Here is a 24,789-nt window from a genome sequence, read left to right on the forward strand (position 1 = left end):
TTTCGAGTGATTAATCGAACCATTTGAGTTTCTCCGTATCTACAAGTTCTGGCGGTTCGGTTCTCACTAGAGATTGCGGAAATTTTCCAGTTTTGTAATAGCTGTAGCAGCCCTGAGTGAGTGCGCAAGCGGCGGGACTCAATGATCCGTAAAGTGGATTCGACGTAATCATTTTCATCGCGTTCCCGTCGATCTTCCAGTCCGCCAATCCGTGGAACAGACTTCGCGCATTCTCGTCATCGAGAACCTTTGCCTGCCCGATAGCCACGTCAAACGCCGCCACCCGGCGTAGGTTGTCGCGATCAGAGAGCATTGCGGAATGATATGAATTCTTCTGCCACATCTTTTCTTCATGCGCAATGCGAGCGCGTATCTCGTTTGGCGTTTCTTCGCGATAAACCTCCCATCCCTTACGACCACCTGTAACTAAGTCAGGAATGGGTAGCAAGAAGACGCCATATGTCTGATCATCGGGCTCCTTTCCTTCATTGAAATCGCGCATGATCTTCTGCTTGTTCGATGAGTCGGAATATGGAATTCCCAGTGGCGTTTGTTTCACGTCAGTGTCGGGATTGCCGATCAGAAGGTCCTTGGCATAGTCGTTAGGAATGACCTTGCCGGCGGTCTCGACACTGCCGATGATTGCTTCGCCCCCATACATTTTGGGCTCATAGGGCGGGGAGATAGGCTCGCCGTTGACAAAGCACCTGTGCCGTCCACCGAAGTTCGCGTAGCCTTCCGGCTGGCCGACGAGTACCGGGTGCCCTTCATCATCACTCTTGCGACGGGTCCACGCCCTCTGAAAGAACCGACGCTTTTTCAGTTCGTTCATGGCGGGTGTGCGGTCTTCAAGTTCATCGGGGACGCCTAGCGTTCCGATGCCTTTGATAGTCAACAGGTTGACGGTTTCATCCTCTGGGCAGAAGTACATGTAGACCTTGCCGCGGTTGTCGCGCTCAGTGAAAGGCGTGAGTGTTCCGTCGCGCTCGCGACGCTGCGCGGCGCCCACACCCTTCCAGCGCTTTCCGGCTCGTCCCTGGTGGTCGCGATTGCCCTCAATGGCGGGTGAGAGCTCGGTAAGCTCGGGCATGGTATATGGCTTGCCCGTGATGGATTCGACGATGTTGATCAGCGTTTTCAGCCGGCTTTTGGCGGTGTAACGAGAGACGTTGTTCCTTGCGGCTTTTTCGGCAAACGTTTCAATCAGGCTGTAAGGCGAGTCGACAAGGATCAGGCAGTCCGCGGATCGTGCGGGAGGGAGCGCGGGTATGACGGCTCCCTCGAATTCCCGCTGAGGGTTGCCATCGGCAAGCATGGCCTGTGCGAGCAGGGCCACCAGGGTGCCCTGGCTGTGACCGATCACCGTGATCGTGTCGTCCGGGGAGATCGCGCGTATCTCGCGGATCAGCATGGCTAGTCGTTCGGCGGCGAGTGCCATGTAGCGGCGATGCGGGCTCTCCGCGCTGTACTCATAGCCGGTCATGGCTTGCTTGGCCGCTTTGTTAAGCAGATTGTCTCGGAAACCGGCTTCGAACATCAGCGGCAGGGAAGTCGTCGCGTTGTTGAACATGCCGCCGCCCTTGGCGAAATGCTTGCTCAATCGATTGCCATGGATGTCCTGATACTGGCCGCGCTTCACCTTGTATCCATCGGGTGTCCCACCCTTCTCCGGCGCTTCACGCGCGATCTCTTTCTTGGCAGCGCGATAGCCCCAATAGAAGGGAATGAATACGCTATGGGTTCTGACGCCGGGTTCTCCGCCCCGTTCCTTGCGCTGGTAAAGATACATATCCGGGTCGTACTTGACCTCGGCGACCTTCTTATAGTCCTTGTCGCCAGTCGAAAGCTTCGACTTGTGCGCTTCCCGATAGGCCTCGCCGTACACGCCGGGAATCAGCCGGAACGCATCGAGACGCTCATTCAGGCCCTCGCAAATGCCTTCTTCGATGACATCGTAGTTGGCACCCGGGTCGTTGACCCCGTGGACAAAGATGACGATGCCTGGAAGGTCGGAGGGCACGACGATGCGTGGATGTATCTTGGGGTCGCTGTGCAACAACATGATGTCGCGCTGGGCGACGACGTTAAACGTACCGGTGTCTTTTGTCATGGCGGGTCAGATCCTTGTGACGCGGTGTTGGCGTGCCATGAGCACGGCGCCACACTCGAGCTCGTCGCCATCGCACGCGGCGACGGCACCGTGGTATCGGATGCCGGAACTGGCGGTCGCGACACGCGTTTTTCCGTGTTGTGGACAGGCGGCTTCATCTCCAAGGCGGACGATGGCAAGCCCATCGATGCGGGCGTGCGCGCAGCCGTGCTCCATCGTTCCGCCATGAGAATGGAGGTCACCAACGACGATCAGGCGACCAGTCATGCGTCACCGCCGGTGTCCTCGTTCGGAATCATTGTGGGACCCGGTTCCGGGACCCGTGTGCCGGTAAGGAATCGAACGGGACGAACGCTGTCCGATGAGACCCATCCAGTCATGCCTTCATCGTCGGTTTCTCCGTAAACGCGTTCCTGAGCCTCTTGATCAGCCGCGTACGTCCGCTTGGTTGCAGCGACGATCTCGGTCGGGTCCAGCTCGGGGAAGACTAACTGCGCGCGCTGCCGCGTATCCTCTGCCGCGCGGGCCCTGACGTCTCGCGTCATGCTCCGTGACCCTGCGTACTCAATGTCCGTCACGTACATGCGGCACTTGTCCGGGGAACCCACCTCGACACCCTCGCCGAGCCTGATGTAGCTGCCATCGTCAGCCACAAGCCGGATGATCCTGCCGGACAGCACAACTTCATCGTCGTGGCTCGTCACCGTGACGGATTGGCGTGCGTCGATGCGCAGATCGTGCTGCGCCGCCTCGACGCTGACGCGCCCCGCCGAGGCGACCATCGCGATGCCACCCTCGCAGGTGTGTATGCCGACACCTTGCCCCGCGTTCACATGCGTGCGCTGGCCGCTCGCCAGGTGACACGTGCCGTCTGCGGTCAGATCGAGGTGTTCGCCGGCGTAGAGCACCTGCGATTTTTCTGTGGCGGCGAGAATTCCATCTTTGCCGTGGAATGCCAGCATAGGGGACGTCCCCTTGTCCCCGGTGGAGGTCGGTGAGCTCGCCCACGTCGCCAGTGCCTCCCTGGTTGCGGTCTGTCCGAGGTGACGCGGCTCGTCACCACCGGCGCGGGCCATCGCTCGGCCCAATGCCTGTGTGAGGTCCTGGCAACGAGCGAGCAGTTCGGCCAGGTCGTCATGGCGCAGATGATGCGCTTCGCGCGCGGCGTTTTCGGTACTGACAAGCATGCCTTGTGCCGCTCGGAACACCGCTGCGCCCTCGGTGCGCAATTCCGCCCCCAGACCTCGCACCGCCGCCTTGCCATCCTTTCGTGGAACGGCGAGGTGCCCTAGGTTGAGTTCGCTATGCGCGGTGCTCGTCGCCAGACGAAGACCCACCTCGCCATTAGTGTCGTCGAGCACCAGCTCGTTGGCGCCGCGACCGTTGTGCTCGACCGAGCGAAGCCCAGTGAGTGCAGCGTCACCCGGGAGCGTAGATACGCCGCCGAAACCGGGCGTGCCCTTGCGACCGTTGTGCACACTACCTACGGCGACAGGCCGGTCGGGGTCATTGTCGATGAATAAGATCAGCACCTCGTCGCCGACTCGCGGCAGGTACTGAAACCCCATGCCCTCACCGGCGCCCGGATGCACGTAGCGCACGCGGATCGGCGGACCGCGTGGGAAGTCCGGGAAGTTGCACGCGAACTGCGGGACGTCGGGCGCGCGCTCCCAGTGGAACACCACCGCGACTCGGCCCAGGTCGTCGGTAGCGACGACGGTGTCGGGTGGGCCGACGACCGTCGCGGTCATAGGGCCGGGGCGCGGCCGCAACGCGCGCGACGGGTGCGGCGGCACGAGGGGTTTGTCTGCGGGCTGGGCCTCGAACGTGACGTGCAAGGGTGGCGCGTCGGTTACGGCGGCGAACAGGGGCGTACCCGTCTGCTGACGAATCTCGTCATTCAGTGTTGCCCAGTGGATGCGTACGTCACCCGGCAGCGATACATGAGCGACGATGGTCTGTGCCGTAACGATGTAGTCGTTTTTGCGGGACCGGGACTCGCCATGGCGCATGGGGTGTCGACGCGACTCCAGTCCCTTGATGCGCACAGCACTGGCGAGCGACAAGGGCACGGTGGTGGTACCGACGAAGATCTCGGCATCCATGTCGCGGGCCCACTGGCGATGTTGTGCGGGCACGCCCATGCCATTCGATGGCTTGACCACCGCGCGCGGTGACAGTGTCTCGTAGTGGCCGAATTTGCCGCGTGCGATCTCGCCCATGCCGAGGTTAGCGCGCCCGTCGTGGCGGGCTTCGTATCGGGTGTTGTCCTTATAGTCGTGACTGAGTGCGCGGGTGAAGGCAGGGACCAGTTGACGGCGTGCCATCCAGCCGGTCAGCGGAAGGTTGCCCGGGCGCGGCGTGACGCTCAGCGTTGCCTCCGGCGTGTCGTCGAAACGGTGATCGGCAGCAAATACATGCCAGGCGTTGCCAGTCCCCACGTGGCCGGTCTCCGCCTCGAGGACATAGTTGAGGCCTTCGTCGATCAGCAGGCGCTGGATGAAATCGAGGTCGGATTCCTGATACTGCATGCGGTAGGCGCGTGCGAGCGAACGATCGGTATCGCGTTGCACGGGGAACGTGGCCCGAAGCGTCGCATCCACCAGCGGGTTGTGCAGACGATGCTCGTCGAGCAGCTCGTGGAGGATCTGTAGCGTCGTCCGCTCCTGGAAGACGCGGTTGGCTTGGCGCAGGGCGAGTAGGCACAGCGTGGGTTCGACGACGAGCTCGTAGACGTCGTAGCCGATGTCTTCGGTCTGGCTGTGCCAGTTGCCGATCTGTCGTGCCGCAGTGACAACGCCATGGATCTTGCGCGTTCGCGATTCGGCCCGGACCGAGATCGAGGTCAGCAGACCGAGGAAACGGTCCGGGTGTGGCTCGACGTGACGATCGCCAGGACGCTCGGCATCGGGATAAGTCCAGACTTGGGGAGTGATGCCGTAGAGCACCGCACGGAATGGCGTGGACAGGCGCTCGGAGAACTCCAGCCGAAACGCCAGGAACGAGCGTCGTGGTGGGCGAGATGCCTTATCGGTGTCGGTGAAGCCGACGGACAGCATCCGTCCCCGTTGCGCGAACTCACCCGCCACGAAGGCCTGGATGTTGGGAATCGTACCCATGGCGACACCTCGTAGAAGAGGGTGTCACCGTAGTGACCAAAGGGCAGTGTGGATATGGAAGGATTCTGAAAAATCAGACGGATTTTCGGACGAAGAAAAGCCGCCCGTAGGCGGCTGTATGGCGGCATGTAGGAGCGCGCGCGATGGAGGCTACCGCAAACCCGTCGCGCGCAGGCGCGCTCCTACATAATCAGTGCTTCTTGGTGTCGAACGACGGCGGGGCGTCCGATGCCTTGCTCGCCCAGCTCTTGTTCGGCTTGTCCGACAGGTCGAACTCGAGCTTGCCGCCGCCGGTCGCGAACGACTCCGGCAGCCATGAGCGGGGCGTCGTCTTCCCGTCGACTTTCAGCCCCGTGACATACGGCTTGCCCGCGCCCGCATTCGGCGCTTCGATCACCACATCGCCGCCTTCGCGATGCACGGTGGCCTTCGTGAAGATCGGGCTGCCCACGATGAACTCCGCGCGTCCCGGGATATTCGGATAGATGCCCAACGCCGCAAACACATACCACGAGGACATCTCGCCCAGGTCGTCATTGCCGGGGATGCCGTTCGGACCGTTGACCCAGATCGTATCGAGCACGCGGCGCACCAGCTCCTGTGTCTTCCATGGCTGGCCGGCGTAGTTGTAAAGCCAGGGACCACCGATCGACGGCTCATTGTCGAGCTCGGCATGCAGCGGCCCGGACTTCGTGACCGCGAAGATGCCATCGGGCTGATAGAAATAGTTGTCCAGACGTTTGCGCGCCCTGTCCATACCGCCCATCGCGTCGAACAGGCCGTGCACGTTGAACGGCACCATCCACACGTATTGCGCGGCGCTGCCTTCGACGAAGCCGTCTTCCGTGGATGGCGTGAAGGCGTGGGCTTCCTTGTCGTCATCGTCCTTCACCAGCGCCCAGCTGCCGTCGGCGTTGCGGTTGCGGATGTAGCCGCCGTCCGGAGCGGCCTTCGGATCGAACAGGTTGCGCCAGTACTGGGCGCGGTCGAGGAAACGCGTGGAAGTGGCCTTGTCGCCGAGCCGGTCGGACAGGGCGCTGAGGGCGAACTCGGCGGCGACGATTTCGAGCGTATCCGCGGCGGGCCCCCACGACGGTGCGCCCACGGGGATGTAGTGCAGCTTGAGCCACGATTCGAGACCCGGGCGCTGGCCGACGCATTCCACCGGACAGCCGTCCATCGACTTGTCCAGTTCAGTGGGGTTGTCCGCCGCGTGCACGAGCGAGGCAAAGGCGCCCTTGACGTCGAAGTCCCTGCCACCGAACGCGTAGATGCCGGCGATCGACGGCGCGGCGGGATCGCCGTTCATGACGTGCGTCGCGCCGTTGTTATGCGTCCAGCGGTCCCAGACGCCCTTGTTCTGCTGCGCCTGGTTGTAGAGGCTTTGCGCGATGTCGCTGCCGGTCTTCGGGTCGAGCCAGGTCACCAGCGGCAGCTGTGAGCGGTACACGTCCCAGCCGGAGAAATTCGCGTACTGCGCTTTCTGCGTGCCGGAAACCTTATGCACCTGTTGATCGAAACCCATGTACTCGCCATTGGTATCGCTGAAGACGTTCGGCGTCATCGATGCGTGGTACAGCGCGGTGTAGAACACGGTGCGCTGGTCCGGCGTGCCACCTTCGATGTCGATGCGTGACAGCTGCTTGTTCCACGTGGCGATCGCGTTATCGCGTACGGTATCGAACGAAGTGCCTTTCGGTACTTCAGCATCGAGGTTGGCTTGCGCGTTCGCCGCGCTGACGTAAGAGATGCCGACGCGCAGGTTCACGTCCTTCGTGCCCCTGGCGAAACCGACCCATGCGCCGGAGCCTTTGCCCTCGGCAGGGAAGCCCTTTTCACCGTAGCCCGAGCCGCCTTCGCTCTTTGTGCCGCCCTTGGTCACGGCGGTGTCCTTCCACGTGCCCGTGCTGGCGAACGGCTGGTCGAACTCGATGACGTAATGAATCGTGTAGTAGCTGTGGCGGTCCGCCTTGTCGATATAGCCGCAAAAGTTACCGCTGGTGACCGAGCCGCTGATGCGACGGTTCGCCTTGTCGACCACGACGTCCGCGTTCTCCGAACCGACCTCCGAATCGGACGCGCGCACGAGCACGTTGGCCGGCTTCTCGGCGGGGAAGGAGAAGCGTGCGGCACCGCTGTGCAGCGCGGCGGTGAGATCGGCGGTGACGCCGTTGTCGAGCGTTACGCGATACTGGCCCGCTTTAGCCGTCTCATGGTCGTGGCTGAACTTCGATGCGTACGCATGGCGGAAGTCGGTGCTGGGTGAGGTCGTCACGTCCCCGGTGACCGGCATGATCGGTACATCGCCCGAGCCACCCGCACAACCCCAGCCTTCGACGTTGGTCAGGCTGAAACCGCGGATCGCATCGGCACGATATTCGTAACCGCCCGGTGCGGCGATCGGGGCCTTCTTGCCCGGCAACGGCGAGGCCTCGGGACTGAACTGCAGCATGCCGAATGGCACGACGGCGCCCGGGAAGACGTTGCCGCCGTTGGTGGTGCCGATCAGTGGGTTGACGAGGTCGGAGGGGCCGGAAGCGGCAGCGACAGCGGCCGGCAGAACGGCGGCGGCAAGGACGAACGGGCGAATCGCGCGCAAGGGCAGATCTCCGGGACCGGTATTTATATCGATTGAAATCCGAATCGGAGGCCGGGTCGTGTGCCAGGCGTCATGGATGCAGCGCAGCAATCGCTACCAGAGAATCCCATCGTTCGGCTGCACGGGCTTCAGCCCATGCGTTTCGCCGAGTGAGTCGCGCAGGTCGATCTCGATGCCGCGCGTGAGCGTGGTCAGCGGCACGTCGTCTTCGAGGTTCTCGAAGGGGTTCTGCATATCGTTGCCGATCTGCAGCAGGGCGAGGAAGAGGAAGCCCGCGACCGTCGAGCCGAGCGGTGTCAGCAGGCCCAGCGTCTCGACCAGGCCGAGGGGCAGCAGGATGCAGAAACCGTGCGTGAAGATGGCCGGGTAGGTCGCGTACTGCTGCGGCAAAGGCGTGTTCTTGATCCGCTCCATGCCACCCTGAGCGTTGGAGATGTCCGACAGCGTCCGCGCGAAGGCCGCCTGAATGATCGGGTCGGGGCGGGTGTCGGCAATCAGCGCCGCTGTGCGCGCGTGGATCGCGTTGGGCACGTTGAGGACGCCGCGCAGTCGTTCGACTTCCTCCGCCGGCAGACGCGCCGCGAGTTCGTCCCACGGCGCCTGTCGACGCAGATGCATGCGCAGCGCGTGCACATAGGCGATCTGTCGATGCGCGACCGTGACACCCATGCCGCGGTCCGGCAGGAGCGTGACCGCCTCGCGGGCGAGTGTCCGCGAGGCGTTGACCATCGCTCCCCAGAGGGTGCGCGCTTCCCACCAGCGCGCGTACGCCGTGGTGTTGCGGAAGCTGAGGTACACCGCGACGGCCGAGCCGAGCAGAGTGAGCGGCAGGGCGGGAAACTCCGCCGTGAGCCGAGGATGCATTACGTACCAGAAGGCGGTGACCGCCACATCCCATGCAAGCAGCCAGATCAACGGCTTGCCCACGTAACGCAGGATATGGCCCAGGTGCGCCCGCCCCGGCAGGATCACGCCTTGTGTTCCCGCTTGATCGCCTCGGCCAGCGGGATGAACTCGTCGTGTGCCTGGTCGAGCACCGAAACGGTGCCGTCGCCGATGTCGTACACCCAGCCCTGCAAGGTGATCGCCTTGTTGGCCAGCGCGGCGGTGACCGCCGGATGCGTGCGCAGGTGGGCCAGCTGGAGGCGGACGTTTTCCTGAGTCACTGCGTTGAGCAGGGCAGGGCCCTCGATCTGGAGTGCGAACACCGCGCTCTTGGCGGCGGCCGCGTTGCGTAGCCAGGCCTCGACCGTGGGCAGCGTCCGGGTGGAGTCCGGGTTGAGCAGGCCCTTCATGGCGCCGCAGTCGCTATGGCCGCAGATCACGACATGACGGACATGCAGGACGGCGACCGCGAATTCGACCACGGCGGACACGCCACCGAGCATTTCGCCGTAGCCGGGAACGATGTTGCCGATGTTGCGGCAGACGAAGAGATCCCCTGGCTGGGTCTGGGTGATCATCTCCGGGACCACGCGTGAATCCGCGCAGGTGATGAACAAGGTGTGCGGGCTCTGGCCTTCGGCCAGCTCGCTGAAGAGCTCCTGCGTCTCGGGGAAGACGTTGGCGCTGAAGTCCTCGACGCCCCTGAGGAGGCCGAGGAGGCTTTGGTCGCGAAGAGTTTCCTGAGTCATGCGCTTACCTTGGAAAGTATGCCGCGGCGGAGGTGCGGCGGTCAGGTTTCCAGTTTAAGACAAAGCATGGCCGAAGGGATTCGCGGGGGTATGGAACGAGGGATTCGGGAGCCAGCCTGCTGGCGATGGCTCCCGCCCTGGACGCTTTCAGCAGCGACAGCCTCAAACCTCCGCATCTTCCTTGTAGGCATCGATGGGGATGCAGGCACACATCACGTTCTTGTCGCCGTAGACGTTGTCCACGCGCGACACCGGCGGCCAGTACTTGCTGAGTTTCAGCGAGGGCAGCGGGAACGCGGCCAGCTCACGCGGATAGGCGTGCGTCCACTCGGTGCCGGTGACCATGGCAGCCGTATGGGGGGCATTGCGCAGCGGGTTGTCCTCGCGATCCAGACGGCCATCTTCCACCGCGGCGATCTCTTCACGGATCTGGATCATGGCGTCGATGAAACGGTCCAGCTCATGCTGAGACTCGCTTTCGGTCGGTTCGACCATCAGCGTGCCCGCGACCGGGAACGACAGGGTCGGTGCGTGGAAGCCAAAGTCGATGAGGCGCTTGGCCACGTCTTCCGCGCCCACGCCCGTGACGTCCTTGAGCGGACGCAGATCGAGAATGCACTCGTGCGCGACCAGGCCGTTACGACCCGTGTACAGCGTCTTGTAATGCGGAGCGAGGCGCTTCGCGATGTAGTTGGCGTTGAGCAGCGCGACCTGGGTCGCCTTGCGCAGGCCTTCGGTGCCCATCAGCGTGATGTACATCCACGAGATCGGCAGGATCGACGCGGAGCCGAAGGTGGCCGCGCTGACCATGCCCACGTCGCCCTCGGCGCCGAAGGCACGCGGCAGGAACGGCGCGAGGTGCGACTTGACCGCGCACGGGCCGACGCCCGGGCCGCCACCGCCGTGCGGAATGCAGAAGGTCTTGTGCAGGTTGAGGTGCGAGACGTCCGAACCCCACTTGCCCGGCTTGGCCACGCCGACCAGCGCATTCATGTTGGCGCCGTCGGTGTACACCTGGCCGCCGTGCTTGTGCACGACGTCGCAGATGGCGACCACGTCTTCCTCGAACACGCCATGCGTGGACGGGTAGGTGATCATGATCGCGGCGAGACGATCCGAATACTTCTCCGCCTTGGCGCGGATGTCGTCGACATCGACGTTGCCGTTGGCATCGCAGCGCGTGACCACGACGGTCATGCCGCACATCTGCGCGGACGCCGGGTTGGTGCCGTGCGCGGATTCCGGGATCAGGCAGATGTCGCGATGGCCTTCGCCACGCGAGCGGTGGTACGCGCGGATCGCGAGCAGGCCGGCGTATTCACCCTGGGCGCCGGAGTTCGGCTGCAGGCTGACGGAGTCGTAACCGGTGCACTCGACCAGCATCGCCTCGAGCTCGTCGATCAGCTGCTTGTAACCCTGCGCCTGACTGGCCGGGGCCAGCGGATGGATGTTGGCGAACTCCGGCCACGTCACCGGGATCATCTCGGCGGTGGCGTTGAGCTTCATGGTGCAGGAGCCCAGCGGGATCATGGTGCGATCCAGCGCGAGATCCTTGTCGGCCAGGCCGCGCAGGTAGCGAAGCAGCTCGTGCTCGCTGTGGTGCGTGTTGAACACCGGATGCTGCAGGAAGTCGACATCACGGAGCAGGGCAGTCGGCAGTGCGTCGTCGGTCGCGGCATCGAGTGCGTCGATGTCGTTCACGTTCGCACCGAACACGCCGGCCAGCGCGGCGATGTCCGCACGCGTGGTGGTCTCGTCGAGGCTGATGCCGACGCTGTTCGCGTCGGTTGCGCGCAGGTTGAGGTTGGCGGCTGCGGCCTTGGCGTGCAGCGCCTTCGCGTCGACTCCGGTCACATGCAGCGTGTCGAAAAAGTCGCCACCGACGGCAACGCCGGCCTTGCCGAGCGCACCGGCGAGGATCGCGGTGAGGCGATGCGTGCGGCGGGCGATGCGGACGAGGCCTTCCGGACCGTGGTACACGGCATACATGCTGGCCATGACGGCGAGCAGCACCTGCGCGGTACAGATGTTGGACGTGGCCTTTTCGCGGCGAATGTGCTGCTCGCGGGTCTGCAGGGTGAGGCGGTACGCCGGCTTGCCCTCGGTGTCGACAGAGACGCCGATCAGGCGACCCGGCATCGAGCGCTTGTACGCATCGCGGCAGGCGAGGTAAGCGGCGTGCGGGCCACCGAAGCCATACGGCACGCCGAAGCGCTGCGTGTTGCCGACGACGATGTCCGCACCCCAGCTGCCCGGCGAAGCGATCAGCGTGAGGGCGAGCAGGTCGGTGGCGACGCAGACGATGGCACCGCGCGCGTGGGTCGCGTCGGCGAGCGCCTTGTAATCGTTGATGCGACCGAAGGTGTTCGGGTACTGCAGCAGCACGCCGAAGCTGTCGACCGTCGTACCTTCGCTGTCGTCACCGACGTGCAGCTCGATGCCGATGCCGTCGGCACGCGTGCGCAGCACTTCGAGGGTCTGCGGATGGACGTCCTTCGAGACGAAGAAGACGTTCGACTTCGACCTGGCCGAGCGCTTGGCCAGCGTCATCGCTTCGGCCGCGGCGGTGGCCTCGTCGAGCAGCGACGCGTTCGAGATGTCCATGCCGGTCAGGTCGGTGACCATGGTCTGAAAGTTGATCAGCGCCTCCATGCGGCCCTGCGAGATCTCCGCCTGGTACGGCGTATAGGCCGTGTACCACGCCGGGTTCTCGAGCACGTTGCGCAGGATGACGTTCGGCGTGAGCGTGCCGTAGTAGCCCTGGCCGATGAAGCTGCGGAAGACGGTGTTGCGGTCGGCGATCGCGCGAATCTTGGCCAGCGCCTCTTCCTCGGTCACCGCTGCGGACAGCGACAGCGGGGCGGGCGACTTGATCGAGCCGGGGACGATGGCGTCCGTCAGCGCATCGAGGTCGGCGTGGCCGACCACGGCGAGCATCTCGGCGATCTCGGCGTCATTCGGGCCGATGTGGCGCTCGATGAACGCGCCATGGTTCTCGAGCTCGCGCAGCGAAGGAGAGTTTTTCTGGCTCATGACTTTGGAGGCATCCGAAAGAACGTGCCGTGCCGGCACGTGGGGCGCCCCTCTGTCCTTTTGCCTGAGAGTTTGGAGGCGGATGGCCTCTTGCACCTTCGGCGCCGGATCTAACCGGTCTCTCCAGAGTGATGAAGCACGCCGGTGGTCATGGGAGCCTGAGCGATTACGGGCGTTGCGCCTTCGGCAGCGGGTCCTTCCGCTTCTCCCACCGGGTGTTGCTGGGCACGATTATACAGAGGCAGGGCCGAAGATGACGGTTTTCGCTTGCACCCGGCCATCCCGTCAATCAGGCTTATCCGGCACCCATCGATGCGGAATCCCGAACAATGCACAAGGCCGGGCTGATCGAACTTCAGGCGGTACTGGCGGTGGCCAGCCACCAGAACTTCCGACGGGCCGCCGTGGCCCTGGGCATGTCCCCGTCGGCGCTGAGCCACGCGGTCGCGGCCCTGGAGCAACGCATGGGCGTCCGCCTGTTCAACCGGACGACCCGCAGCGTGTCGTTGTCCGAAGCCGGGGAGCAGTTCGTGGCACGGGTGCGCCCGGCACTGGGCGAGATATCCGCCGCGATGGAGGCCGCGAACGCCTTCCGGGACAGCCCGACCGGGACGCTGCGGATCAGTGCGGCGGAAGGCGGCGCGGCCATGATCCTCGAGCCGGTCATCCTCGAGTACCTGCGCCGCTATCCGGAGATGCGCCTCGACCTCAATACCGAGGGACGATTCATCGACATCGCGGCGGAGGGTTTCGATGCGGGTCTTCGTCTGGCTGACGACGTGCCGCAGGATATGGTCGCCGTGCGCTGCTCGGACAAGCTGCGGCTGATCGTGGTCGGCTCACCGGCGTACTTCAAAACCCACGGCAAGCCGAAGGTTCCGGACGACCTCACGAAGCACGTCTGCATCCGGGGCCGCCTGCCGAGCGGGACGATCTACCGCTGGGAGTTCGAGAAGCGCGGCGAGCAGCGGCGTATCGAGGTTGACGGTCCGCTTGGCCTGGACAATCACAATCTGATGGTTGCGGCCGCCGTCGACGGCTTCGGCCTGGCGTGGACGTGGAGCAATGGCCCGGGCGTTCCCGAGCATCTCGCCGCTGGCCATCTGGTAAGTGTTCTCGACGACTGGAGCCCCGGCTTCCCTGGTCTCGCGGTGTACTACCCCGCGCACCGGCATATGTCCGCTGGCCTCCGTGCCTTCATCGATCTGGTGCGTGAGCGCACGGAGTGAATTCCTGACTGAACAAACGCAATGCTCGGTCCCTCGGGGCGTCCTGGCCTTTCCGGTAGCGGTGTTGTGGTGGATGCTGTGGCGCTGCGCGACGCGTCGCTGGCGACGGACGCCCTGACGCCGGCGCTTAGAAGAAGACGGCTGGACTAAGGCCGAAACGCTCCGATAACCCGCGAATGTGAGTCACCGTGAGATCGCGCTTGCCGGCGAGAATTTCGGACACCACGCTTTGTGTGCCGATCTCTGGCAGTTGATTCTGCCGGAGATCGTGCTGTTCCATCAAAAAGCGAAGGAGGTCGACGCCGTGTACATCGGCCTGGCGATAATTTCGCTGGTCATAGGCGTAGATGAGGTCTGCCAGAACCGCGAACAACGAATGGCTGGCGTGTTTTTCGTCCATGGCACCGATATCAACGAGCGCATCGGCGAGCGCGACGACTTCTTCATAGTCCTTGTCGTTGGCTATATGACGCATGCCTGACATCTTCTGGAACGCTTCCCAGCCTTTTTGCACCGAGGCGAGCGAGTGTCTTGCCTTTATTTTTTTCGTAGCGCGCATTGCACTCTTCCGTAAGTCACGATTCGAAGAGTATCGCAAATTGCGATATGGTCAACGAGACGCGCTACGCACGCTATCGTGTGGGTGTGCAGCTCGGTGGTTACCCGGTTGCTTGTCCGCAGACCCCGCCAAGAATCAGATCGATCCCCGCCAGGAAATCCGCGCGATCGTCATGCTCGCGCAGAGGCCCCGCCATGCTCCGCACAAACGGAAAGGCCTCTTCGTCGAGCTCGGACCACGTCGCGGCGACACTCGACAGGAAGGCCAGGCGATCCGTCCCCAGCGTTCTGCCGACATGCGCATTGGCCGCATTCTGTCCCGCCACGCCGAGGATGTAACTCAGCAATGCCGACACCGTCGGCCACTGCCTCTCGGCGGGAACGCCAAGCGCGCAGAGGGCCTGGCCGAGTCCTTCGAGTATGCGAACGGCAGGCAGCTGCCCGGGCGCGCGCGTGAGTGCGGAGCCCACCCATGGGTGCTCGTCGATGGCGTCGAACAGACCCAGAGCGAGTGCGCGGATGTCGGTTTCCGGCGACTCGCCAGCCACTGCGATAGTCATCGTCCGGCTGACGATCGCGTCGCACGCGGCTGTCAGCAACTCGCCTTTATTGGCGACGTGCCAGTAGATCGCGCCCGGGCCCGTGGCGAGCCGCCCCGCCAGAGCGCGAAACGTCAAACCGCTCTCACCCTCGGCGTCGAGGAGTTCGATAGCCGTGTCGACGATACGGTCCCGCGAGAGGGAGTCTTCGCGGCGCGGGGTGGGGGCAGCTTTCTTGACCATGAGCCATCTTGACATGGATGGAACGTCGTTCCAAGATGATTGGAACGACGTTCCATAAGCCATTTCGTAAGGTCTTTCCCCATGCATACCCCCATAGCGATCGTCGGTGCCGGTCTTGGCGGCCTGGTGCTGGCGCGCGTTCTCCACGTCCATGGCATCGCGTCGACGGTGTTCGAGGCAGAGGCCTCGGCGACGGCACGTACGCAGGGTGGCATGCTCGACATCCACGAACGTGATGGGCAGCGGGCACTCAGGGCGGCAGGTCTCTTCGAAGCCTTTCAGGCGCTCGTTCACCCTGGCGGTCAGCAAACCCGCGTGCTCGACGCGGACGGTCGCGTCCTGTTCGACGAGCCCGATGACGGCACCGGTGGCCGCCCGGAAGTGCCTCGTGGTGAGCTTCGCCGCATGCTGATCGAGTCGCTGCCGGCTGGCGCTATCCAGTGGGGGCGCAAGCTTGTCAGCGCATCGCCAGCGGGAGGTGCGCAGCATCGCCTGACCTTCGTCGACGGATCGAGCGTGACGACCGACCTTCTCGTCGGTGCCGACGGCGCTTGGTCGAAGGTGCGTTCGTTGCTGTCGGATGCCAGGCCGGCCTACGTGGGCATGTCGTATGTCGAGACCTACCTCTACGACAGCGACGAGCGCCACAACGCGGCAGCGGATGCGGTTGGTGGTGGCGCCATGTTTGCCGCGATGCCTGGCAAAGGCATCCTTGCGCACCGGGAGCCGGATGGCGCGCTTCATACCTATGTGGCGCTCAGGCGATCCGAAGCCTGGATGGCCGAGATCGACGTCTCCGATCCGGCGGCAGCAAGGGCTCGCGTGGCCCTGGAATTCGACGGCTGGGCATCGGGGCTCACCGCGCTGATTACCGATGGTGAAACGCCGCCCGTCCTCCGCATCATCCATGCCTTACCGGGCGATCATCGTTGGGATCGCGTTCCCGGGGTGACCTTGCTCGGCGACGCCGCCCACCTGATGGCGCCCTCGGGTGAGGGCGCCAATCTGGCGATGTGGGATGGTGCGGAACTGGCCCAGGCCATCGTGGCGCATCCCGGCGACATCGAAGCGGCGCTTGCCGCATACGAGGCGACGCTGTTTCCACGCAGTGCCTCGGCGGCGGCGGACGCGGACGAACTCCTCGACATCTGTTTCGGCGAGCGTGCACCGCACAGCCTCGTCGAGATGTTTACGCAGAGCCCGTCCGCGACCTGATTACGTCGCGGGATTGGTGTTCACCACGGATCCGGACCTTCCTTGCTGGTGAACGCGCCCGTCGGGCCATCGTCGGGAAGCAGCGCGACTCGCACGGCTTCCTGCGCGCCCTCGGCCACGGTCTGGTGACCACTGTTGCCGTTGAGGTCCGTCGCGGTGTAACCGGGATTGACGACGTTGACCTTGATCCCCGTGTCCTTCAGCTCATCGGCGAGGATCACGGTGAACATGTTCAGCGCGGCTTTCGACGCGTTGTAGCCGATCAGCTTGACCGCGGCATAGTCCCACGTCGGATCGGCATTCAGCGCGATGGAGCCGAGGCCGCTCGAGATGTTGACGATGCGCCCCGAGGCGGACTTCTTCACTAGCGGCAACAGAGCCTGGGTGACTTCCACCGTCCCGAAGAAATTTGTCTCGAAAGTGGTGCGCACGGCGTCCATCGTCGCGGTGCTGGTGTTGCCGTCGCCTTGCACGGCGACGCCCGCATTGTTCACGAGGACGTCCAGACGGCCCTCGTTGGCTTCGATATCCGCCGCGGCGGCCTTGATCGATGCCGGACTGCCGAGATCGAGCGAGACGAAACGGACGTCGATGCCTTCGTCGCTGAGCGTTTTGGCGGCCTGCTGGCCTCGGCCGGTGTCACGGGCACCGAGCAGGATGCGATGGCCGGCCTTGCCGAGCTGGCGGGCGATTTCGAGACCGATACCCCTGTTGGCACCGGTGATGAGGGAGATGCGTCGATCGGTATTGCTCATGGCGTTTCCTTCTGGATTAGGTGGCGGATGGCGCTATGAGTTAATTTATGAATCATCCTTCGGTTTTTACATTCGCATATGGCCGTTGTCCCTTCAGACCCCCCTCAAGCCGCGTAAAACCCCGCGTCAGGCCCGCTCGACCGCGACGGTGACGGCGATTTTCGAGGCGACGTTTCAGGTTTTGCTGTCCGACGGCCTCGTCAAGCTGACCACTACGCGGGTGGCCGAGCGGGCAGGGGTGTCGGTGGGCACGATGTACCAGTACTTCCCGCACAAGGAGGCGCTGCTGTACGCGGTGCTGGAGCAGTACCTCTACGAGGTGGTGATCGCGACCGAAGAGGCCTGCGTCCGGCTCGAAGGTGCGCGGCTGGGTGAGATGGCCGATGGGCTGGTGCATGCCTACCTCGAAGCGAAGCTACGCCACATGCCCGGTTCGCGTGTGCTGTATACGGTGGCTGCCGAACTCGACACCGATGACCTGATCGACGACATCGTCCGCCGCGCCGACCAGGCGATCGAGCGGCTGCTTGCCAGCGCGTCCGACGCCCACTTCGACGACCTGCCGACGGTGACGTTTGCCGTGCGTACGATTCTCGTGGGAACGGTACGCGAAGTGCTGGAGAAGGAAGCGCCGGCGTCTTCGCTGGCGATGCTAAGGGCGCAGCTGCCGATCATGTGTCGCGCTTATCTGATGGCGGTGTCGAGCAGCTGACGTGTGACGCGCAGCCTCAGGCCGCAGCGTCCGGCTTCACGGCATCCAGAAAGCACTGCCGCAACCAGCGCAACGATTCATCCTGCTGAGCACGCGGATGCCAGCCCATCGCGAACTGAAACCCCGGGATCTCGACGGGAAGATCGATCACGTCGACGAGCGAGGTGTAGCGTTGCAGCAGGCGACTGGGCAGCGTGGCGACGCCGTCTGTTTGCGCGAGGACCAGCGCGGGCACGTGGCGAAGCAGGGGGCCGGTTATTCGTTCGTTCCCGAGGTGTATCGCAATCGGGATTGACGGCGATGTGCGACGCAGTTCCCTGGACTAACCGCGGTCACTTGTCGAGATCGCATGGCATGGGATCACGGACCACGACGTCGCTCTCGCGAAAATCGTTCGTCACGGAGAACGGGCCCCACTCGTGAATTTCGAGAGTCAGTTCGTGCTTTCCGAGATAGACGACGAACCCGCATACGACTTCGCCGAGCGAACCGACCAGTGGGGGCACCGACAGTGTCCGCTCAACAGCAGGCAATGCACCATGTTCGACAGTCACGAAATAGCCGCAGCCGGTGTATTCGTAGACCACGGGTATACCGGGGTTTGCGAGCTCGTTCAGCATCTCGTCACTGAGAACATCGCACGCCATGGCCTTGATGACCTGCAACTCGAAGTTCTTGAGCCCGTTCCGGGTTTCCCGTCGATCGCGGGGTGACGATCTATCGACGCGCATATGCGTTCCATGTCTGTGCTTCGGCCTGAGTCTTCGTGCGGTCGGCCGACGTGTCAAGAGTGGCCGTTGAGCCGTAAGCAGAAAGGCCGCCGGGAACGAGTCCCGGCGGCCTTCAGATCAAACGATACACGTGCCCGGTTACTTCAGATCGAAGCGATCCAGATTCATCACCTTGGTCCATGCCGCCACGAAGTCCGTCACGAACTTCGCCTGCGCATCTTCCGTCGCATACACCTCGGCGATGGCACGCAGCTGCGCATGCGAGCCGAAGATCAGGTCGACGCGCGTTCCGGTGAACTTACGTTCGCCCGACTTGCGATCGACGCCTTCGAACACATCCTGTGCCGATGACATCGCTCGCCATTCCGTACCCATGTCGAGCAGGTTACGGAAGAAGTCGTTCGTGAGCGTGCCCGGCCTGGATGTGAACTCACCATGCTTGTCGTTACCTGAGCGCACACCCAGCGCGCGAAGGCCACCGACCAGCACGGTCATCTCCGGCGCGGTCAAGGTCAGCAACTGGGCCTTGTCGATCAGAAGGGCTTCGGCGGGTACACGCCACTTGCGCTTGAGGTAATTGCGGAAGCCATCGGCCTTCGGCTCGAGCGCGCCCACGGATTCGACATCCGTCTGGTCCTGTGTGGCATCGCCACGACCGGGGGAGAAGGGCACGGTTACGGCGTGACCCGCATCCTTCGCGGCCTTTTCGATGCCGGCGTTACCCGCCAGCACGATGAGGTCGGCGATGGAGACCTTCTTGCCTGCGGCATCCGAGTCCTTCTTGATGCCTTCGAGGACGTTCAGCACCTTGGCGAGCTGTTCGGGCTGGTTGGCTTCCCAGTCTTTCTGCGGTGCCAGGCGAATGCGCGCGCCGTTAGCGCCGCCGCGTTTGTCGGAGCCGCGGAAGGTGGACGCGGAAGCCCAGGCCGTGGTGACCAGTTCGGCAACGGTCAGACCCGACGCAAGGATCTTTTCCTTCAGTGCGCCCAGGTCGGACTCGCCGATGAGCGGGTGATCGACCGCCGGAATCGGATCCTGCCAGTCGAGCACCTCGGACGGCACTTCCGGCCCCAGGTAACGGGCGCGGGGCCCCATATCGCGGTGGGTCAGCTTGAACCACGCGCGGGCGAACGCGTCGGCGAACTGGTCCGGATTTTCCAGGAAACGGCGGGAGATCTTTTCGTAAGCCGGGTCCACGCGCAGCGAGAGGTCGGTGGTCAGCATCGTCGGGCGCTGCTTCTTCGACGGATCGAAGGCATGCGGGATGGTCTCCTCGGCATCCTTCGCGATCCACTGATGGGCGCCGGCCGGGCTCTTCGTCAGCTCCCATTCGTGACCGAACAGGTTCTCGAAAAAGCCGTTGCCCCACTTTGTCGGGGTGCTGGTCCAGGTGACCTCGAGGCCGCTGGTAATGGTATCCGCACCCTTGCCGCTGCCGAAGCTGCTCTTCCAGCCGAAGCCCTGATTTTCGATATCGGAACCTTCCGGCTCGGGACCGACGTTATCGGCCGGGCCGGCGCCGTGCGTCTTGCCGAAGGTGTGACCGCCGGCGATCAGCGCGACGGTCTCCTCGTCGTTCATGGCCATGCGGCCGAAGGTTTCGCGGATGTCGTGCGCAGCGGCGGCCGGGTCGGGATTGCCGTCCGGACCTTCCGGGTTCACGTAGATGAGGCCCATCTGCACCGCGCTGAGCGGGCTCTCGAGGTTGCGACCGCCATCGGTACGGCTCTGTTCTTCACCGTGCTTCTCGGCGTCGGCGACCAGGACGCCGCCGTCGTCGTCCTTACCCGCGGCACCCTTGCCGTAGCGGACGTCGCCACCCAGCCAGGTCTTCTCGTTACCCCAGTACACGTCCTGATCGGGTTCCCAGGTATCTTCGCGGCCGCCGGCATAGCCGAAGGTCTTGAAGCCCATGCTCTCCAGAGCGACGTTTCCGGTCAGGATGTAGAGATCCGCCCAGGAAATCTTCTGGCCATACTTCTGCTTGATCGGCCACAGCAGACGGCGCGCCTTGTCCAGGCTGACGTTATCGGGCCAGCTGTTCAGTGGCGCGAAACGTTGCTGACCGCGACCGCCGCCGCCACGGCCGTCGCCGACGCGGTAGGTGCCGGCGCTGTGCCAGGCCATGCGGACAAACAAGCCGCCGTAATGACCGAAGTCGGCGGGCCACCAGTCCTGCGAATCCGTCATCAGTTTGGTCAGGTCGGCCTTGACCGCCGCCAGATCGAGGCTCTTGAACGCTTCGGCGTAGTTGAACTGCTCGCCCAGGGGATTGGACTTGTTCGAATGCTGGGCCAGCAGGTCGACACGTAATTGTTTGGGCCACCAATCGCGATTGGTCGTACCGCCGCCGGCGGTATGGTTGAACGGGCACTTGGCTTCGTTGGTCATGCGCTCTTTCTCCTTGGGACAGGTCCCAAATGCTGGCGTTACGGGGTGTCAGGCTTGCACGGAGTTCCGACGCGGGGCGCCGGAGGGACAACGATGTTGGGCAGCGTGACTGCCGGAGGGTCGACCAGAGCATCGTTGGCCCGCATGCAAAGGGCACTGGATGCAACAAGTGGGGCGCGTTGGCTGGTAGGCATGACGCGAACCTGTGGAAGACCTCGTCGGAGTGTACGCTTGGCCGTGATGCGTTCGGAAACTGATTGAATCTATCGAACCCATAGAGTCGGACTATCGTCATTCTGCTGCGGGGCACAAGAGTGGACTACGAGGGCACACAAAAGATTGTGGCAGGTGATCCTGTCAGTTCCGGGGGCGGTTTCGCTGCGCGTTCCCGGCAAGGGGAGCACGGCGCCGGTAGGGACCCTCGACGCGGTGCCCGACGAGGTGTCGCGTCTGGTGGTCCGACCCATAGGAGCGCACCATGATTGTCTTTGTGTTGACGCTGGAGGGCTGGGATCGCTGGCGCCATATGGCAGCGGGCCATGCTTCGATATGGCTCAACGGCGGTGTGGCCGATCCGGCGGAGGTGTCGGAGCTTCGGCGTCAGGGCCTCGATCTGACCATCATGACGCGTCGACTCGATCCGCTTGACGGAGCCGGCATTGATGCCGAGGTCGTGACCATTCGAGAGCACTTTCCTGGGCACGTTTTGTTTATCGAGCGGAGTGAATCATAGAAGTCGCTACGCATCCCACGCGAGGTGCCTACGAGCTACCTGCGGAGGTTCGGTTCGTTCGGATTCGATCTGCGATTACCGCGCCGGGTATCGCACCCAACAGACAAAGCGGCGCGGCCCACTGATCGAGCCCCCACGCTTTCGCCACGTGGACTCCCGCTTCGCGAAGTCCGGCGGGAACGAAGATGATGATGCCGGCTGCCGCGAGAATGCCGAAGAAGGCACCAGCGCGCCAAAGAGCGAATCGGGGTGATAAACGAGCGGTCATCCTTGATACCTCGTGGGGTGTGGATCGGATCATAGCCGGGAACGTCACAAGGCTAGTGTGCTTTGCCGGTTCGTCACGTAAGTCGACAAGTTCTTGCGATCATGCCGGCGTACATTGAGCGGTACAAAACCTTGGGGCGCCGGGCATGAAGGCTGATCGGACGTATTGGTTCGGGAAGAAGCGATTTGGCTGGGGAATCGGTCCTCGCAGCTGGCAGGGGTGGGTGACCATGCTGGTGTACGCCGCGCTCATGATTGCGCTTTCGCGGCTGATCGATCCCGGGCTGCACTACGCCCTTGCGCTTGCATCGAGGATCGGAATCACACTGCTTCTGTTCGCAGTGATCGCCATCAAGGGCGACTGGCGACGATCCCGGGCTTGATTATCCCAGCGGCACGCGGAGGATTGGTCCAGGCAGGTATTGAAGGGCGCGCCATAGGAGCGCCTTGACCAATGCCTGCGGTCCTTGGCTTCAGTCGACCAGCTCGATACCCAGACCGTAGAGAAGCCCCGATGCCTCCGTCCGCGTGAACTTGGCCCCTCTTATCTGGTTCTCGCGAATGTCCATGACGTAGTTGGTCGCTTCGCTGAAGTCCGCGCCCATCAGCTTCGTCTTGCCGAACAGGCTCTCGGCGAAATCGGAGTAGGTGAAGTTGGCTCGCGCGAAATCGCCCTGGCGAAAGTCGACGTTGCGTGCCTTGCACTCTTCGAGTACCAGCTCCTGAAGATTCAGGTCGAAGAACGACGAGTAGTTCACCACGGACTTGCGAAACGCCAGTTGGGCTGGCGCCGCATACCGTGGCCAATCGGCCCGCGCCCAGTCCACGCCGATCACCTTGCATTCGTTGAAGGTCACGCCCTGAAACTTGCTGGCATTGACTTTGACGTTGCTCAGGTCGCAGGCGTTGAACGTGCAGTCGATGAACTTGCAGTGGTCGAGGACGGCGTCGCTGAAAGAGCATCGGGTGAACGTGCATTCCTCGAAGGTCTTGGAGGCAAGCTTGCCCTCGGCGCAGTCGAGGCCGTGAAAGGCCTTCAGGTAGAACTCCGCTTCTTCGCCGATCAGGTCGTTCATGAGTCAGGAGGTCCGTGGGGACAGGGCGACATTATCCGGCCTAAGGGCTCGATGTCCTCTTACTGAGCATCGGCCGCTCGGCGACAGATCTCCCGGACGAGGCGATCCACCAGCATTTCAGGGTCATCGATATGGGACTCGATGATCGGGATGGCCCACTCGGCGCCGGACAAGATGGCGTGCTCTTTCCAGCCGGGCCAGTCCCGCCATTCGCGCAGCGTCATCCGTCGCGATCCGCCCCGCTCGGCGTGACCGCCACCGATGGACTCGCCCACGGCGAAAAGAGCTTCGCTGAAGGCGTGGAGATAGATGCCATAGACGTGATGCGTGGCGTCTTCCTCGGTCGGTGCCTGGTTCTTGTAGCTGAGGCGAAGGGCATGATGCTCGAGGGTGGCTTGCGTGACGGGTGCGGAGTTGTCGTACAGGTAGTCAGCCGTGACGTTACCCAGCAGAGGCCACGTTAATGCGCTATCGCTATATGAGAAATGTTTGAAGGTCTGGGGATAGGCCAGCTGCGGCCAGCCCATCTCCTCCCGGGCCACGGACGCGTCGAACAGGCGTATGGCCCCGTCGTCGAAAGCGATCGCCAGTTGCCAGGTCTCGTTCGGGACGACCGATCTGATCTTTCGGGTGGGTGAGTTCACGTCGGCGTCGTCACATCATCCCAATCCGCGCGCTCGAAACCAACGAGCCAGTTCAGAGCGTGGTGCCGTTCCCTGATGACGCCGGGAATGACGTTGGGCGGGAATTCGCGTCGTCCGAGTTCCGCTTCGCGAATGACCCAGTGCCATCGGATCGTCTCGTCGAGCGCGTCGAGAATCTCGTTTGCAGGCCGCAGGCCATGGGTCGGCGGCAGACCATGTGCTGACGCATCGAGCAGGTGTCCGGTCAGGCCAGACACGTCGCATATCTTGCCGGGAGACGGTAGTTCCGGCCACAGACCCGCCGCCCAGGCGAGGATCGCCGTGCTCTCATAACGCCACCCCATCTGCGTGACGACGTGCGTGTCGGGCGTAGCGGCCTGCAGGAACGCTTGTTCGGCCTGCGAGAAATACGAGAAGGCGGCCGGGAGCCGTTCACGTATCTGTTCGAGGTCGAGCGGGTCGTTGTCCCGTATGCCCTCGGCAAACGCGCTCACGGCGAGAAGGGCCATCACGCGTCCGGCCACCTCATCGGCAGTGCGCCACTGGACCTCGTGCTCGCCGATGATGGGCGGCAGGGTGCCAGGCACGGCGATACCGTCCGCCAGCAGCCTTGCTTCGCTACGCGACTTTCGTTCCAGCGCGTCGGCGGGGTAGGGCAACTCCGCAGCCGGATCTCCCGCGCCCTGACTGTCGATCAGTACGCGGCCCTCGGGATCGCAGATCCTGCCGTCGTCGTCGAAGACGATCGCATTCGCCTGGCAGGCCCATCGAGCGAACTCGGGGAGCGCATTCGAGGACAGCATCAGGCTGACATGGTGTTGCACCCGTTGAAGGTGCCGCATCACATGGTAACGGGTGTGAGTCATTTCCCCGTCGCCCCGGCTGAGTGTGTAGCCGATGAACCCCTCGAGGTGGCCGTGCAATTCCGGGTCGCTCAGATCGCGCTCGCCGAGGAGCGTGTGAGGGAAGCTTGGCTTCGGCAGCGGGCTGACGGTGGCATAGACATTGAGGCGGATATCGTTATCCGCGCTGCTGTTGCCCCCGGACGTTGCGAAGATGGACTTCAGGCGTGTGAACACGTGGGCATTCCCAATGCAGTGTCACCGGATTCTCGGCGAGTCTGTCGCCGGTGCCAAGAGAGACCTATGGCAGCGGCACATCGTGCCCGCGCTGTACGCCAGGCGCGGCTTTCTGAACCCCG

21 protein-coding genes and 1 riboswitch are annotated in these 24,789 nt (G+C 63.5%); of the genes, 5 read left to right on the forward strand and 16 right to left on the reverse strand.

Annotated features, from left to right (window positions below):
• Positions 1-10: 10 nt before the first annotated feature.
• The 7 genes from BLT40_RS18245 to gcvP all read right to left on the reverse strand — a co-directional run bounded on the left by BLT40_RS18245 (position 11) and on the right by gcvP (position 12,495).
• Entirely contained in the window at positions 11-2,110 is a 2,100-nt protein-coding gene (locus BLT40_RS18245; protein ID WP_079522027.1) for a T6SS effector phospholipase Tle3 domain-containing protein, read from the reverse strand.
• Between the two features lie 6 nt (positions 2,111-2,116).
• Positions 2,117-2,377, reverse strand: coding sequence for a PAAR domain-containing protein (locus BLT40_RS18250; protein WP_079522028.1), 261 nt, complete (start codon positions 2,375-2,377; stop codon positions 2,117-2,119).
• A complete protein-coding gene (gene tssI / locus BLT40_RS18255) occupies positions 2,374-5,229 on the reverse strand; it encodes a type VI secretion system Vgr family protein (RefSeq protein ID WP_090355575.1) in 2,856 nt (951 codons plus the stop codon). Before tssI ends, BLT40_RS18250 begins: the two co-directional genes overlap by 4 nt.
• Positions 5,230-5,419: 190 nt before the next feature.
• Positions 5,420-7,828 (reverse strand): GH92 family glycosyl hydrolase, encoded by a 2,409-nt coding sequence (locus BLT40_RS18260; RefSeq protein WP_255364062.1) that lies wholly within the window; start codon positions 7,826-7,828, stop codon positions 5,420-5,422.
• 93 nt (positions 7,829-7,921) lie between these two features.
• Positions 7,922-8,800, reverse strand: a complete 879-nt coding sequence (locus BLT40_RS18265) for a bestrophin family protein (RefSeq protein WP_052191194.1) — start codon at positions 8,798-8,800, stop codon at positions 7,922-7,924.
• Positions 8,797-9,462: a carbonic anhydrase gene (locus tag BLT40_RS18270; RefSeq protein ID WP_090355579.1), complete on the reverse strand. Its 666-nt coding sequence runs from the start codon at positions 9,460-9,462 to the stop codon at positions 8,797-8,799. Before BLT40_RS18270 ends, BLT40_RS18265 begins: the two co-directional genes overlap by 4 nt.
• Positions 9,463-9,624: 162 nt before the next feature.
• Positions 9,625-12,495 (reverse strand): aminomethyl-transferring glycine dehydrogenase, encoded by a 2,871-nt coding sequence (gcvP, locus tag BLT40_RS18275; protein ID WP_090355584.1) that lies wholly within the window; start codon positions 12,493-12,495, stop codon positions 9,625-9,627.
• A gap of 42 nt (positions 12,496-12,537) precedes the next feature.
• Positions 12,538-12,632, reverse strand: a riboswitch (glycine riboswitch).
• Between the two features lie 192 nt (positions 12,633-12,824).
• On the opposite strand from gcvP, the gene BLT40_RS18280 reads away from it, so the two are divergent.
• A complete protein-coding gene (locus tag BLT40_RS18280; protein WP_090355588.1) occupies positions 12,825-13,724 on the forward strand; it encodes a LysR family transcriptional regulator in 900 nt (299 codons plus the stop codon).
• Positions 13,725-13,851: 127 nt separating this feature from the next.
• Here BLT40_RS18280 and BLT40_RS18285 read toward each other — a convergent pair whose 3' ends face one another.
• Positions 13,852-14,283 carry a helix-turn-helix domain-containing protein gene (locus BLT40_RS18285; protein ID WP_090355591.1) on the reverse strand — a complete coding sequence of 144 codons (432 nt, stop codon included), beginning with the start codon at positions 14,281-14,283 and terminating at the stop codon, positions 13,852-13,854.
• 100 nt (positions 14,284-14,383) lie between these two features.
• Entirely contained in the window at positions 14,384-15,064 is a 681-nt protein-coding gene (locus tag BLT40_RS18290; protein ID WP_090355786.1) for a TetR/AcrR family transcriptional regulator, read from the reverse strand.
• Positions 15,065-15,145: 81 nt separating this feature from the next.
• Between BLT40_RS18290 and BLT40_RS18295 the strand changes: the two genes are divergently transcribed.
• Entirely contained in the window at positions 15,146-16,279 is a 1,134-nt protein-coding gene (locus BLT40_RS18295) for an FAD-dependent oxidoreductase (RefSeq protein WP_090355596.1), read from the forward strand.
• Between the two features lie 20 nt (positions 16,280-16,299).
• Here BLT40_RS18295 and BLT40_RS18300 read toward each other — a convergent pair whose 3' ends face one another.
• Complete coding sequence (locus BLT40_RS18300) at positions 16,300-17,034, reverse strand: SDR family oxidoreductase (RefSeq protein WP_090355599.1); 735 nt, start codon at positions 17,032-17,034, stop codon at positions 16,300-16,302.
• 85 nt (positions 17,035-17,119) lie between these two features.
• Between BLT40_RS18300 and BLT40_RS18305 the strand changes: the two genes are divergently transcribed.
• On the forward strand, positions 17,120-17,746 hold the full coding sequence (locus BLT40_RS18305; RefSeq protein ID WP_255364063.1) for a TetR/AcrR family transcriptional regulator: 627 nt from the start codon (positions 17,120-17,122) through the stop codon (positions 17,744-17,746).
• A 16-nt stretch (positions 17,747-17,762) separates the two neighbouring features.
• Here BLT40_RS18305 and BLT40_RS18310 read toward each other — a convergent pair whose 3' ends face one another.
• The 3 genes from BLT40_RS18310 to katG all read right to left on the reverse strand — a co-directional run bounded on the left by BLT40_RS18310 (position 17,763) and on the right by katG (position 20,868).
• Positions 17,763-17,981, reverse strand: coding sequence for a type 2 periplasmic-binding domain-containing protein (locus tag BLT40_RS18310; RefSeq protein ID WP_079522037.1), 219 nt, complete (start codon positions 17,979-17,981; stop codon positions 17,763-17,765).
• A 97-nt stretch (positions 17,982-18,078) separates the two neighbouring features.
• A complete protein-coding gene (locus BLT40_RS18315; RefSeq protein ID WP_079522038.1) occupies positions 18,079-18,477 on the reverse strand; it encodes a hypothetical protein in 399 nt (132 codons plus the stop codon).
• Between the two features lie 138 nt (positions 18,478-18,615).
• Positions 18,616-20,868: a catalase/peroxidase HPI gene (katG, locus tag BLT40_RS18320; protein WP_090355609.1), complete on the reverse strand. Its 2,253-nt coding sequence runs from the start codon at positions 20,866-20,868 to the stop codon at positions 18,616-18,618.
• A gap of 478 nt (positions 20,869-21,346) precedes the next feature.
• On the opposite strand from katG, the gene BLT40_RS18325 reads away from it, so the two are divergent.
• Entirely contained in the window at positions 21,347-21,601 is a 255-nt protein-coding gene (locus tag BLT40_RS18325) for a hypothetical protein (protein WP_090355614.1), read from the forward strand.
• Between the two features lie 497 nt (positions 21,602-22,098).
• Positions 22,099-22,251 carry a hypothetical protein gene (locus BLT40_RS20365; protein ID WP_176809216.1) on the forward strand — a complete coding sequence of 51 codons (153 nt, stop codon included), beginning with the start codon at positions 22,099-22,101 and terminating at the stop codon, positions 22,249-22,251.
• Positions 22,252-22,341: 90 nt separating this feature from the next.
• Here BLT40_RS20365 and BLT40_RS18330 read toward each other — a convergent pair whose 3' ends face one another.
• The 3 genes from BLT40_RS18330 to BLT40_RS18340 are packed head-to-tail and all read right to left on the reverse strand — an operon-like array spanning position 22,342 to position 24,667.
• Positions 22,342-22,944, reverse strand: a complete 603-nt coding sequence (locus tag BLT40_RS18330) for a pentapeptide repeat-containing protein (RefSeq protein ID WP_090355617.1) — start codon at positions 22,942-22,944, stop codon at positions 22,342-22,344.
• A gap of 59 nt (positions 22,945-23,003) precedes the next feature.
• On the reverse strand, positions 23,004-23,588 hold the full coding sequence (locus BLT40_RS18335; RefSeq protein ID WP_090355622.1) for a DUF2442 domain-containing protein: 585 nt from the start codon (positions 23,586-23,588) through the stop codon (positions 23,004-23,006).
• Positions 23,585-24,667, reverse strand: a complete 1,083-nt coding sequence (locus BLT40_RS18340) for a DUF4272 domain-containing protein (protein WP_090355626.1) — start codon at positions 24,665-24,667, stop codon at positions 23,585-23,587. Before BLT40_RS18340 ends, BLT40_RS18335 begins: the two co-directional genes overlap by 4 nt.
• Between the last annotated feature and the right edge of the window lie 122 nt (positions 24,668-24,789).

Origin of the sequence: Dyella sp. 333MFSha (assembly GCF_900102405.1) — a bacterium.
In the GTDB taxonomy this organism is placed as follows: domain Bacteria; phylum Pseudomonadota; class Gammaproteobacteria; order Xanthomonadales; family Rhodanobacteraceae; genus Luteibacter; species Luteibacter mycovicinus.

Excerpts from the sequence above, each read along its gene's own strand:
- BLT40_RS18285 (WP_090355591.1), bottom strand. The coding sequence starts at position 14,283 with ATGCGCGCTACGAAAAAAATAAAGGCAAGACACTCGCTCGCCTCGGTG.
- BLT40_RS18315 (WP_079522038.1), bottom strand. The coding sequence starts at position 18,477 with ATGCGCGTCGATAGATCGTCACCCCGCGATCGACGGGAAACCCGGAAC.
- BLT40_RS18270 (WP_090355579.1), bottom strand. The coding sequence starts at position 9,462 with ATGACTCAGGAAACTCTTCGCGACCAAAGCCTCCTCGGCCTCCTCAGG.
- BLT40_RS18280 (WP_090355588.1), top strand. The coding sequence starts at position 12,825 with ATGCACAAGGCCGGGCTGATCGAACTTCAGGCGGTACTGGCGGTGGCC.
- BLT40_RS18290 (WP_090355786.1), bottom strand. The coding sequence starts at position 15,064 with ATGGTCAAGAAAGCTGCCCCCACCCCGCGCCGCGAAGACTCCCTCTCG.
- katG (WP_090355609.1), bottom strand. The coding sequence starts at position 20,868 with ATGACCAACGAAGCCAAGTGCCCGTTCAACCATACCGCCGGCGGCGGT.
- BLT40_RS18325 (WP_090355614.1), top strand. The coding sequence starts at position 21,347 with ATGATTGTCTTTGTGTTGACGCTGGAGGGCTGGGATCGCTGGCGCCAT.
- BLT40_RS18250 (WP_079522028.1), bottom strand. The coding sequence starts at position 2,377 with ATGACTGGTCGCCTGATCGTCGTTGGTGACCTCCATTCTCATGGCGGA.
- BLT40_RS18245 (WP_079522027.1), bottom strand. The coding sequence starts at position 2,110 with ATGACAAAAGACACCGGTACGTTTAACGTCGTCGCCCAGCGCGACATC.
- gcvP (WP_090355584.1), bottom strand. The coding sequence starts at position 12,495 with ATGAGCCAGAAAAACTCTCCTTCGCTGCGCGAGCTCGAGAACCATGGC.
- tssI (WP_090355575.1), bottom strand. The coding sequence starts at position 5,229 with ATGGGTACGATTCCCAACATCCAGGCCTTCGTGGCGGGTGAGTTCGCG.
- BLT40_RS18330 (WP_090355617.1), bottom strand. The coding sequence starts at position 22,944 with ATGAACGACCTGATCGGCGAAGAAGCGGAGTTCTACCTGAAGGCCTTT.
- BLT40_RS18295 (WP_090355596.1), top strand. The coding sequence starts at position 15,146 with ATGCATACCCCCATAGCGATCGTCGGTGCCGGTCTTGGCGGCCTGGTG.
- BLT40_RS18300 (WP_090355599.1), bottom strand. The coding sequence starts at position 17,034 with ATGAGCAATACCGATCGACGCATCTCCCTCATCACCGGTGCCAACAGG.
- BLT40_RS20365 (WP_176809216.1), top strand. The coding sequence starts at position 22,099 with ATGCTGGTGTACGCCGCGCTCATGATTGCGCTTTCGCGGCTGATCGAT.